Raw genomic sequence first — 13,130 nt, forward strand, 5'->3', positions numbered from 1 at the left:
AATTAATTTGTTATCCCTAAAAATAAAAGAAATGCATATAGTGACTAAATTCACGCTTATTTTTCTGTCTAGTATTGTCACCATGTTGGGCCATGCACAGTCCAGTGTGACTTTGACGCATGAGCAAAACAACAAAGAACAGCAAGATACGGTTATCCGAAAAGGGATCCCTTGGTTGGATGAAACGATAACTGAAGAAAATCGACTGCCCATGCATACCGATTTTGTAACCTTTCCGAATACAGATCAAATTGTCAATTACGATTGGCGTGAATCCTCCTCTTATTTAAGTTTGAATGGCTCTTGGAAATTCAAATGGGTTAATAGCCCGTCTCAGTTGCCAGCTCAATTTGAATCACTAACCTATGACGATCGTCATTGGGACAATTTTCAGGTGCCCGCTAATTGGGAGCTTAATGGATACGGTTTTCCAATGTATACCACTTCAGGTTTTGAGTTTACCTATCTGATCGGCAAGCCAAATCCCCCCATTGTACCGATGGATTTCAATCCTACCGCGGTGTATCGCCGCGAGGTAGTTATTCCTGCGGATTGGCAGGGGAAGCCTGTTATTCTACACATTGGGGCTGCTAAATCTAATTTATCTGTTTGGGTAAACGGCGAATATGTCGGATATGGCGAGGATAGCAAATTACCATCCGAGTTTGACATAACAAAGTATTTAACAAAAGGAAAAAATCTGATTACCATGCGCGTTATGCGATGGGGAGTAGCGAATTATTTGGAGGATCAGGATATGTGGCGTTTAAGCGGAATCACGCGTGACTGTTATTTGCTGATGCGACAACCGCTGCATCTGCGTGACATTCAACTATCACCAACACTCAACGCTTCTTTTGATAAAGGAGTCTTAAAAACCAAACTCATTTTTAACCGGATTAATCAGGAAAATTTCAAGGCAGAGATCACACTGCAGCAGGATGGCCGGGTGATATCAAGTAAAGCTGTGAAGGTTTCTGGACAGGAAATAAATGTTGAGCAGACAGTAGATAGTCCTGCACTATGGTCTGCTGAGGTGCCAAATTTATATCAGGTAGTTGTCAAGCTCATAGACCATATGGACAAAACAGTAGAGGTCATTCCATTGCGAGTCGGTTTTCGTACGATTGAGATTAAGGGTGGACAGTTGCTGGTTAATGGACAACCTATTCTTATTAAAGGAATAAATAGACATGAGACAGATCCCGTCTCAGGGCATGTGATCTCAAAAGAAAATATGCTGCGGGATATACAACTTATGAAGAAATTCAATATCAATGCCGTTCGTACCAGCCACTATCCAAATGCCGAATATTGGTTGCAGCTCTGTGATCAATACGGTCTGTATGTGATCGACGAAGCCAATATCGAATCACATGGCATGGGCTATGATCTGTCCTACACCATGGCGAATAGGCCGAGTTGGGAGAAAGCGCATGTAGCACGTGTTGAACGTCTTATTCAGCGAGATCGGAATCATCCAAGTGTCATTATTTGGAGTATGGGCAATGAAGCCGGAAATGGGTATAACTTCTATCGGGCCTACCTCCGAATGAAAGAGCTCGATAGCAGCCGTCCTGTACAATACGAGAGGGCCGTGAATAATTATGGCGAATTAAGATTTGACTGGAATACAGATTTAGTGGTGCCTATGTATGCCAGTCCATCTGCGATGAAAAATTATGCAGCCCGTAACCCTAAGCCTGAAAGGCCTTTTATTCAATGTGAATATGCACATGCCATGGGAAATTCGTTGGGCAATTTTAAGGATTATTGGGATATCATTCGGGCAAACAAAGGGATATTTCAAGGTGGATATATCTGGGATTTTGTGGATCAATGTTTTATTAAAGTCAATGCTAAAGGAGATACGGTATATACTTATGGCGGAGATTACGAACCAAAAGAAGCTATTACGGACTGGAATTATGCTTCCAAAGGAATTTTTTACGCGAACAGAACTCCCTATCCCCATGCATGGGAAATGAAAAAAGTATATCAGGATATTCATACTAGTTTATTGGGCGAAAAAAAGATAGCAATTTACAACGAGCGCTTTTTTAGCGGGCTTGAAAATGTTGAACTACAATGGGAAATAATAGTTGATGGAAAAAAAACTCAATCTGGGTTAATCAAAAATTTGAATGTGTCGCCACAACAATCTGCGGTGCTATCTATTCCTTATCAAAGCGTAGAATCTGGCGAAAAGTTTCTGAATCTGACCTATCGACTGAAAAAAGCCGAGGCTTTACTTCCAACTGGGCATATTATTGCAACTGAACAGTTATTTTTGGGAGGTGTTTTTCGGCCTAATACCGCCGTTTTAGCACAGGGAAAAATCAATACGGAGCGAAAAGAAGGAAATCTCATCGTGTCGGCCAAGGATTTGTTGATCGAGTTTGATCTTAAATCAGGATGGCTAATGAGATATCATTTTAAAGGGCAGTCTTTTGTTGATGAACACACCGCATTTAAGAGTAATTTCTGGCGTGCACCGAATGATAATGACTTTGGTGCAAATACACCGGAAAAATTGAAGCCTTGGAAGCAGGTTTCAGACTCTATTGAATTGATTGAAATTAAATCAACAGTTGTCAATAATCTAGCGTACGTGAATGCAACCTATAAAATGCCGCAAGTATATGGACAGCTGGAAATGAAATATTGCATTAATCAATTGGGTGAAATGCGTATTTCTCAGTCATTCGTTGCTGATACCACAAAAAAGGTAGCTGTTCTTCCACGTTTCGGTATGCAATGGATCATGCCTTCAGGCTTTGAAACGATCAATTACTATGGAAGGGGACCGCAGGAAAATTACATTGACCGTAATTTTTCATCACCTGTGGGACTATATAAACAGACGGTGGATCAGCAGTATTTTCCTTATGTAATGCCACAGGAGACGGGCAATAAGACGGATGTTCGATGGATGGAAATAAAAAATAAAAGTGGTCGCGGATTGTTGTTTACGGGAGATTCCACGTTTAGCATGAGTGCTTTGCATTATTTTGACAAGGACTTGGATGATGGTCTCAAGCGTCAACAGCGACATGCTGCCGACTTGGTCAAGAGAAAGCAAACACAGCTTAATATTGACCTTAAACAGATGGGGGTGGGCGGAGTGAATAGCTGGGGAGCATGGCCGCTTGAGGAATATACGTTACCTTACAAAGATTATTCCTTCTCCTTTGTTGTAAAACCAGTAGAATAATTGTAAAGTTTTGTATTGCAAAAGATTAGTTTAATTAACTTTCTAGTTACTGAGTCACATCTTCGGATGTGACTTTTTTATTGTGAACAGTTGGTTTTTGCCGTTGAGCTTATGAATTGCTTTCTAAGTTTCGGGAGGGTAATAGGTGTGTATGCTAATTTGTATTGCTAAGTTTGGAGCTTATACTCGCTTTTGGTAGGTACAATGTTAACTTGTTCGTGGATGTTCTCTTGCTGTTTCTTTGCTTTTCTACCCATGAAATAGCAAAGAAATAGCAAAGAAATACCAATGAAACAGCAAAGAATAAGCAGAGAAACAGCAAAGAATAAGCAGAGAAACAGCAAGCAAACGGCAGTAAATAAGCTAACAAAGCCCAAACCAAGTTCAATGAAGGCCCGAACAAAGAACAAAGAATCGGCAGAGAAGCTTCGAAGGAATAGCATAGAAATATCAATGATACATCAAACAAGAAATAATAGCTAAAACTCCTATTTATATAACGAATAATGAAAAAGACGTAGCGCATATGAAAAGTTACCCTGAAACATGAATAAAACATGTAAATTGAACAAATCTTTTTGCACGGAATATCATTTTTAAGCAAATGAACATCAATTATCTATTATTATCATAAATCTTTTGTCAGGCTTTTTATGCGGTGTGCGCATACGGACAATCTATTTTAAATTGTTCGTATGCGCACACTTTCTTCTTCGTAGAGCGTCTTGAAAATGCCTTTAAATGTGCTCAGAGGCAAACACGGGTTTATTGTGGCTACTGGTATAGTATTTGGCATGCAGCAGCTAACACGGTTGTTATATTCACCTTTACATTTCCGCCATTCACCGAGATTATGAGACCTTTGGTCTAAAGTCTTTAGGCTAGCGGCATATTGCTCTGTAGTTTCGGATCAAAAAGGAAAAGGATATAAACTAACACAATTAAACAAAAAGATAGTATGAAAGGATTCGTAAAAACATTCACAGTAGCAGCTTTAATTGCCTTATCATCAGTTGTCATGGCGGCTGAAAAACCAGTATCAAAATCAGAAATAGTTCCTGTTAATCTCTCCACAGCAGAGTTCGCCTTGCAGCATTATGTTGCGGTAACTACTGCCGGAGCATCTTTTGGGCTAGAGCAATTGTTTGCCCAAGATTTCAGTCAAAAAATTCATACTTCCACTATACATACCTATCGACGCCGTGCGGTGATTGAATGTTTGAATAAACAAGAGGGTGAAATTTTGAATTGCAAAACGCATATCAAGATCGTCGAAAAATCTGCAGATTATATGATTGCAAAAATTGTATTGAAATTTGACAGCTTTAGCATGACTGACCTAGTGACTTTGGTGTATGAGAATGGCAGTTGGCAAGTGTCAAAATCATTCCATTCGTATCAATAAGCCTATTCTTAACAGCTGTATCGATTGTAGCGCAATAGTACTGATGTTGTTCTTATTTTTTCTTCTTGGCTCCATTATTGTGTTAGGACGATTGCCGATTGAGCAATGGACAGCGGTTCGGGTTGTAAATCCCTGGAATGAAGTATCTAAGGTTTGAAATTACCAAATGTGGTTTGAATTCTTTAGTTTTGAATATACTGATTAGGGATACCCTATTGTCTCCTCGGCAAAGGAACGTTTGGAAAAATTCAGAAATACGGATGAATGATGATATTGAAAGAAAGAATCGGTCATAAATACCTAAAATACCTGTTTACTGGGACGCTTTCAGCTCTGCTAGCTACAGGGTATGCACAGGAAGTAGAGAAACAGCAGAAAGATGGAAAAGAGAAGCAGCAATCTATTGAGCAAAGAAGTAGCGGAGAAGTACAAACTATGGATTCCATAGAGGTTGTACGCGATTACCGGCCTATGCTAGCCGATGCCGTCAAGGTACGTCGGAGCCCGGATATGAAGCGTATCAATCGTGACGCTATAGAAGCAGAATTACGTCAGATCGCTACCACCACTTATTTAGCGCAGCAAAAATATAAACAAGCGTATTATCATGAATTGATGAAACGTCATCCAGACGCATCACAAAGTAATATTGATAATTATCGGATCAGCTTCTTGGCCTATGGGGCTGGCGAATACAAAAGAGCAAGCGGTATGTTGGAGACAATGAAATCTTCGGACGCCTTTTATCAAGGTGCAATCATGACTTTAGGCCACATTGCTTTGGAAACCGGCAACAAACAAGCTGCTCGAGATGCCTTTGTGAAGGTGACAAAATTAGACCTCGATCGACAAGTGAAAGCTGATGCGCTGTTTAACTATGCCAAAGTCCTGCTCGAACTGGATTCTACCCAAGCTGCGCAAAGAGTACTCGAAATATATATAGCACAAGAAGTGAAACCTGCTGATCCTGGTACAAAGAGGCTAGAAAGTCCAGAAACGTTATCGGCTGAAATCTTGCGGGGTACAACCAACTTCCACGCGGGGGTCAGCATGCTTGAATCGCTAAAGCAACGCGGAAGGGAAGTCAATGCGATCTATCAAAAGGTAACGTATTATCGCGGACTGGAGTTTTATAATGAGCGTGCTTTCGAGAACAGTATATCGATGTTTATGCGATCGGAAAAGTTTCCAGCCAACGCTGAAATGGCTGCTCTTGCCACCTATTGGAAGGCTGAGGCAATGTACGAAGTCCGCAAATTTGGGGAAGCAGTAGAAAACTTTTCCCGGTTCCTAAGTTTGCCCGCTGCTCGAAATAGTGAAGTATACAATTATGCCAATTATGGACTTGCATATGCAGCCTATCGAAATAATCGTTTTGCATTGGCGGCAGAGTATTTTGAACGCTTTCTAACTGCCGGTGGAAGTACAGTGGATCAGAATATACGGTATGACGTCATCGCCCGACTGGGTGATTCGTATCTTTGTCTTCGCGATTACAGCCGGGCAAACAAATATTATGACCAGCTGATCAACAGCAAAGCACCTAATCAGGACTATGCCTTTTTCCAGCGTGGTATTATCTTTGGTCTGCAAGGCGACAATGAAAAGAAGATGAGTACGCTACGTTCCGTGCTGAAGCAATTCCCCGCTTCTAATTATGCGGATGATGCAGCTTTTGAAATTCCTTACACCTATTTTACGATGGGAAACTATGATAATGCACTCAATGGGTTGCAAGGAATGATTGAAAAGTATCCCCGTAGTAGTTATATTCCTCGTGCCCTAATGACCATTGGGCTTGTACAGTACAACAATGATGAACCCGAAGCAGCTAAAGTTACTTTCCAAAAAGTAGTGGAGAAATATGCCAGAACCGCTGAGGCGGAGCAGGCTATGCGCTTTATTGAAAATATTTACCTCGATCAGGGAGACGCTTCGAGCTATATTCGTTACGCTGTAGGTACTAATGTGGGAAATCTGAGTCCTGCGGAGCAGGATAATATGGCTTTCCAGGCAGCCCATTCGCTCTTTGCCCGCGGTGAGTACGGTGCAGCCGTGGAAGCTATCAACGCTTATTTCGACAAATTTCCAAAACCTAAACAGGAGAAATTCGCGCGTTATATCCGTGGTGTAAGTTCTTACCGTATAGGTCACCCGCAGGAAGCGTTGCACGATTTAAATATTATACTGAACGACTGGACGAGTAAGTATACGGAGAATACCCTGTTAACAGTGGCTGCTTTATATTTAGGACTCAAGGAATACAATGAAGCTATTGTGCATCTGAAAAAATTGGAACTCAATGAGGAGTATAAAAAGAATTATGGGTATGCGGTAACCAGCCTGATGGTATGTTATTTCGAACTTGGTGATATGGAACAGGTGGCCAAATACGTGAATTTGATCAAGAATTATGCAGGGGCAACTCAGGAGGAAATAGCAAAGGCCTATTTATACAACGGAAGGTCCTTACTGAAAGAAAAGAACGTCGCGGCTGCCCTGAAAGAATTCAACCTGGCTGCACTGAAAAGCCAGTCTGCTGTTGGCGCAGAGGCGCGTTACCGCGTGGCGCTGCTGCAATATGATAATAAGGAATATGATAAAGCGTTGGAAACTGCTTTTGATGTTATCAACAATAGGGGAGCACAAGAATATTGGGTAGCTAAGAGTTTTATATTGCTCGCAGATGCTTATGCACGCAAAGGGAATACTTTTCAGGCAAAAAGTACATTGAAAAGTGTTATTGAAAACTATGAGAAAGATGATGATATTGTTCCATCTGCGAAAGAACGTTTACAGCGATTGAAGTAATATCTCTAAGAAGTTTTCGCAGCGGATTTAATGGTGAGTATAAACCTATCCGGAATGTAGATTATAGGTAAGATTATAAATTTATGAGTCTGATAAATTGGACTTTTTTATCAACAGCTCGATAAAAAGCGAGGTCTTATCCTCGCTTTTTTTATTTGCAATGTCAAGAAAATCAGGTAAGCTATAGATATTTAGACCATTAGCAGCACCAAATTACCACATTAACCTAGGAGAGCACCCATCGGATCCTAAATATTGTATCTCGAATTTGTCGATCAATGGTTTTATTTGTAAATTAATTGTCACTAAAACAATTATAATCTTCTTATGAAAAACGTCTACTTGATCCTTCTCGGGCTACTTTTGCCGGTACATGTTGTATGGTGTCAATCAGCTATCGCTTATTTAGGCACTGATAAAGGACTTTCAAACGATTTTGTAACGGCTATCTTTCAGGATAAGGATGGGTTTATGTGGTTTGGAACATCCAATGGCCTGAATCGTTACGATGGATATGAATTTAAAGTTTTTAAAAATGAGCCATTATCTAATAATACCATTCCCGACAATCGTGTAACTGCGATCGCCGAAAGTGCTTCCGCGCAGCTCTATGTTGCGACCAAAAGTGGGTTGGCAGTTATAGACGCCAATCGTTCAGTTTGTAAGCAAGTGTTGGTGCGTTCGCAAAGAGAAAATAAACTTCTAAATTTTCCGATCCATCAAATAGAGAAGGATATGCTAGGTCAGTTATTTTTGCAAGGCGGATCTAAAGGGCTTTTTAAAATTGAGGAAACGAAGGATGTAAGTATTGCGACTAGGATACCTTTACCATATGCTGGCCAAAAGGATTTCGACTATCGTGTTTCAGCTATTTGCAAGGCAGCTGATGCTGGAATTTGGGCAATAATAGATCATCTTGGTTTGGCTTATTATGATAGCAAAAAGAAGAGTTTTTCAATTGTGAAACAGGGTGATTTCCAGTCGACAACTATGGCTGTGTCGGCAATCGGGGACGTTTGGTTTGCCAATTATCAAAAAATTAATTGTTATCATATAAAAACGGGCGTGTTTGAACAATATAAGTACGATACTTATCGAAAAGCTATCGTTAACCTTTATTTTGGAAAAGACAAAAAGCTGTGGATATGTACCGATGGTGCGGGCATTCAGAAATTTAACACCACGACACAAACTTTCGAAGAGTATATCGGATTTGACCAAAAACAATTAACCAGTCGATCTGTTTTTGCTGTTTGGGAAGATAAAGATGATCGGATTTGGATTGGCACGCTAAGGGGTGGGGTCAATATTGTGGATCCCGTAAAAAGAAGATTTCAATCATTTAAACTTATTCCCAATAGTCAACGGGTGAATACCACCGATTTTATTTTATCATTCGAACAGGCCGATCGCGATCATATTTGGATAGGAACTGACGGGGATGGATTATATAAATGGAGTATATCGGAAGGCCATTTGGTTAATTATACCTATTCAGCTCCTATGCAGAGCAAACCTTCTTTTATAACATCCTTGCTTCAGCATCAAAATGACCAGTTGTGGATTGGAACCTACGATATGGGGATTGTAAAATTAAATACAAAAACAGGCGATGTTAAGCATTATAGCTGTTACTATCCGAATACGCCATACGCCAATAATGCTGTATGGCGTTTATTTAAAGACAGTAGGGGGACATTTTGGGCTTCCACCCTTGCCAGTGGAAATGTCTATCGCTTAGATACCATCACAGATCAGTTTAAATACCTCGATTTACCAATAAATGACGTGTTGACGTTTTACGAAGATAAAGATGCTACCTTGTGGATGGGATCCTGGAATTCCTTATTCCGACTGGATTTGCGTACGATGAAATACAAGAGTTATCAGATCGGTACTCCAATTCGTTTTATCCAACAAACAGAAAATGGCTTTCTTTGGCTTGGCACCGAAGGGGGAGGACTTTTACATCTGAACTTAAATACAATGAACTATAGGCGCTATACCGAAAAGGATGGACTTGTTAGTAATACGTTGTTAAATAGCTTACAGGATGCACAAGGCAACATGTGGATATCTTCACTCGACGGACTCTCCAAATTGGATTTACAAAAAAAAACATTTCAAAACTTCTACCAGTCAGACGGTCTTCAAAGTAACCAATTTAATTACAACGCTGCCATCAAATTGCATGATGATCAGTTGATTTTTGGAGGCATACGTGGTTTTAATATCATCAGACCGAAGGACGTATTATTTAAGACCCGTTTTCCTGCGTTAAAATTGACCCGATTGAGTATCGATAATATGCCATATGACCAGAGTGGGCAGGAGAGACAAATTCCTTTAAATGAGGTGAAGCGTCTAAAAATTCCATTTGATAAAGCAGTATTATCATTTTCCTATGCGGCATTGGACTTTAGTTTTTCGGATAGGATCGACTACGCCTATTATTTGGAAGGCTGGGACAAAGATTGGAATTACGTTAATAAACAACGGACAGCCTATTATTCTAATCTTAGAGAAGGTACATACAAATTACATATTAGATCAACCAATGCAAATGGCGAATGGAACCCGGCAGAACGAATTATCGAAATAGAAGTTTTGCCTCCGTGGTATCAAAGTTTTTGGGCATATCTAGGATACTTCTTGCTACTCGCTGCGGTACTCTATTTTTATAATAGGTATAGGGAGAATAAAGCTTTATTGCTCTTTAAAGTGAAGACTGCAGAGTTTGAGCGTGATAAAGAACACGAATTACTCGAAGATAAACTGGCATTTTTTACTCACATCGTCCATGAGATCAGAACTCCATTGACACTCATTGTAAATCCGATTAAAGATATAGTCGTCAAGTCAAAAAAGAATATGGCAGATTCAGACGAGCTACTGTCTATTTACAATCATTCCAAGCGGTTGTTAAACCTTGCGGATAAGCTTCTTTTGTTTAGAAAATCCGATGGTAATTTAGACGAACTCTCCAGTAAGGTTTTTGACATTATACAGGTGTGGCGAGACGCCTTTGAGTCCTTTAAACAATTGGCCAGTGCTCGAAATATTACTTATTCATTTGAAACAACTATTGAGAAACTGATTATAAATGCAGATAATGAAAAACTCGAAATCTGTTTCATCAATTTACTTCAAAATGCGCTCAAATATACAGACAAAGGGGGATCTGTATCTGTTAAAGTGAACCGTATAAAATCCGAATTGATATGTGATATCATCGATTCCGGACAGGGGTGTCCAACCCATTTGACAGAAGAAATTTTCAAACCTTTTAAACGTAATTTTAATCTATTCAACCAAAGCGCAGATGGTTTTGGGATCGGACTGTTTTTTGTGAAAAAATTTATTACGCTGCACGAAGGTAAATTGGAATATACTGCAAATCCAAAAGCTGGAGCTACTTTTACAATACGATTACCAATTCATCAGGTCAACTCAACGACGATTGATGCAACTGTCGAATTACAACAGGCTTCTTCTAGACATCTTGCTTCTGCGGAAGAAGATAAGCGTGAACATACACCTTCAATCTATTCCAAAAAACGACAACCACTTGACGAGTGGTATGGTGATGGTATGCAGGAGAAAATATTAATTGTTGATGATAATGAAGATATGCTAAATTATATTGCCGGAATTTTTTCTGACAAATATGAAGTTATTAAAGCAGACAGTGCCGAGATGGCAATAACTGTGTTGGAAAAAATAGAACCAAGTATCGTCATCAGTGATATCATGATGGGTGGAGACTCTGGAATCGATCTCTGCAAACATATGAAGAACAATACAAAGCGGAGCCATGTTCCTATTATTTTGTTAACTGCAAGTTCGTCTTTTGATATTAAATTAAAAGGGATCGAAGTTGGGGCAGATGACTATATTGTTAAACCTTTTGATAAAGAGTTACTCGTGGCACGAGTGGAAAGTCTGATAGAAAATAAAAATAGATTGCATACCTATTTTTACAGTGAAATCACATTGCAGTCGAAAGATCATCAGGTTCCGGCCGCCTTTAAAGATTTTCTTCAACGCGCTATCGCGGTAGTTGAAAAGCACTTGTTGAATGAAAATTTTACGGTAAAAATGCTTGCCGACGAGTTAGGCATGAGCCACTCCAATATGTATAGAAGAATAAAGTCTATTTCAGGTAAATCTGCCAATGAATTTATCCGTTACATTCGGATGCGCCGCGCCGCGCAATTGCTGATTAGCAATAAAACGAATATTAATGAAACCGCTTATCAAGTTGGCTTTAAGGATATCAAACATTTTAGACAGCATTTTTCCAAAATCTTTGGTTGTTCGCCCTCTGAATACCGAAAGCGGTACAGCCACCTCGGAAATTTGCCCGATAATATAAGTTAAACGTGACGGATTAGCTAAAAAATAAAAGAGCAGAAAAACAGTAACTCTCATGAGATATCCTGTGTCTCTGCTCTTTTTTGTACAGCTAGCTTGCTATTAATAAGGCCCACTGTGACTGGTCATACCGTCTTTACGCATAGCTTCTATAATCAGACAGTTGTAGACGTAGTCCCAACTGGAACTGACTTCCGAATTTTGATTTAAACCATAAGGCCACCAATGCATGCTATCACCACTTAGAACGGCTGATTCATCTAAAGTAATCATTTTTAGCGTTTTGTTGGCGTTTGCCAAACTATATTTACCATTTATAATCGCCTGCGACCACCAGCTTGTCGTTCCAGTCCCCAAGGTATGATTCATCTCATGCAACATGGTACGGATATTTTGGTATCCTTCACCCGAACCAAATCGCATCCAACCCTCATTGTTAGCGTCGGCTGTCGGTACGCCTGGATCGTAGTTGAGATAAATATGTTTCGTAGCAGAAGTATAATTATTGACATACCACACTGCACTGTCGAGCGCAACTTGCAATCGTTGATAAGCAGCAAGTTGTTGCGCCGTAGGATTATCGGCTTTATTAAACGTATAGGTTACCTTACCCTTAGCAATTGTATGGAATGCGATATCGGGACCGTAGCTCACACCGGTTTCGTTGATTGCATAAGCGCGTAAATGATAGTTTGTGCTTGGATTAAGGTTGAGTATACCTATTCTAAATTTTCCAGTACCTTTTGAACCGTTCGTCACTTTGTGATCGTTTAAAGTCGGTTTTTCCTGTAGGCTCCAACATATCCCTCTTTCCGTAATAGCACCACCGCCGCTACTGATAATATTCACGTCATAATATGCGATTGATGATCCGACAATAAAGATCGGATTAGTGCCAAAGGTAACCGATTGTATATCGGCCGTGGTCAATACCTGTTGTTCGCCATAAGCAATTCCGCCCTTATTTTTGGCGTAAGGTCTAATGTAGTATGTTTGCGAGGGGTCAAGGGTTGTTAGTGCCACACTAAATTCACCAGAACCTTTACTGGAAGTTGCTTCCATCGGATTATTGTCGATGGTCGGATTCGGCTCTTTATTCCAGCAGATGCCACGACTGGTAACAAGTGCACCACCTTTGCTTAGCACCTTTCCTGTAATCATTGCACCTGTAGTCGTGATATTGGAAAAGGATAATTTACCAAGCTCAGCAAGTGCGATATCGTCTGTTTTTTCTGTAGGCGTCACTATACTGCTTTCGGGAGTAGCCTTTTTACAGCCTGCTAAAGTGCAGGCTGTAAAAAAGACATAAAAAACTAATCTATTCAT

General features: G+C 40.0%; 5 protein-coding genes. 4 read left to right on the forward strand and 1 reads right to left on the reverse strand.

The window, feature by feature from the left end:
* Window positions 1-31: 31 nt before the first annotated feature.
* The 4 genes from VXM68_RS10480 (at window position 32) to VXM68_RS10495 (ending at window position 11,810) form a co-directional block, all read left to right on the forward strand.
* Window positions 32-3,214 carry a glycoside hydrolase family 2 TIM barrel-domain containing protein gene (locus VXM68_RS10480; protein WP_367211204.1) on the forward strand — a complete coding sequence of 1,061 codons (3,183 nt, stop codon included), beginning with the start codon at window positions 32-34 and terminating at the stop codon, window positions 3,212-3,214.
* 958 nt (window positions 3,215-4,172) lie between these two features.
* Window positions 4,173-4,619 carry a nuclear transport factor 2 family protein gene (locus tag VXM68_RS10485; protein ID WP_294347523.1) on the forward strand — a complete coding sequence of 149 codons (447 nt, stop codon included), beginning with the start codon at window positions 4,173-4,175 and terminating at the stop codon, window positions 4,617-4,619.
* Window positions 4,620-4,883: 264 nt separating this feature from the next.
* The gene (locus VXM68_RS10490; RefSeq protein WP_367211205.1) at window positions 4,884-7,430 is read left to right on the forward strand and encodes a tetratricopeptide repeat protein; all 2,547 of its coding nucleotides are present in this window, start codon (window positions 4,884-4,886) and stop codon (window positions 7,428-7,430) included.
* Between the two features lie 327 nt (window positions 7,431-7,757).
* Window positions 7,758-11,810, forward strand: coding sequence for a two-component regulator propeller domain-containing protein (locus VXM68_RS10495; RefSeq protein ID WP_367211206.1), 4,053 nt, complete (start codon window positions 7,758-7,760; stop codon window positions 11,808-11,810).
* Window positions 11,811-11,906: 96 nt separating this feature from the next.
* On the opposite strand, the gene VXM68_RS10500 is transcribed toward VXM68_RS10495, so the two are convergent.
* Window positions 11,907-13,130 (reverse strand): hypothetical protein, encoded by a 1,224-nt coding sequence (locus VXM68_RS10500; protein WP_312363592.1) that lies wholly within the window; start codon window positions 13,128-13,130, stop codon window positions 11,907-11,909.

This window comes from Sphingobacterium sp. R2 (assembly GCF_040760075.1).
Lineage (GTDB): Bacteria > Bacteroidota > Bacteroidia > Sphingobacteriales > Sphingobacteriaceae > Sphingobacterium.

Excerpts from the sequence above, each read along its gene's own strand:
- VXM68_RS10480 (WP_367211204.1), top strand. The coding sequence starts at position 32 with ATGCATATAGTGACTAAATTCACGCTTATTTTTCTGTCTAGTATTGTC.
- VXM68_RS10485 (WP_294347523.1), top strand. The coding sequence starts at position 4,173 with ATGAAAGGATTCGTAAAAACATTCACAGTAGCAGCTTTAATTGCCTTA.
- VXM68_RS10490 (WP_367211205.1), top strand. The coding sequence starts at position 4,884 with ATGATGATATTGAAAGAAAGAATCGGTCATAAATACCTAAAATACCTG.
- VXM68_RS10495 (WP_367211206.1), top strand. The coding sequence starts at position 7,758 with ATGAAAAACGTCTACTTGATCCTTCTCGGGCTACTTTTGCCGGTACAT.
- VXM68_RS10500 (WP_312363592.1), bottom strand. The coding sequence starts at position 13,130 with ATGAATAGATTAGTTTTTTATGTCTTTTTTACAGCCTGCACTTTAGCA.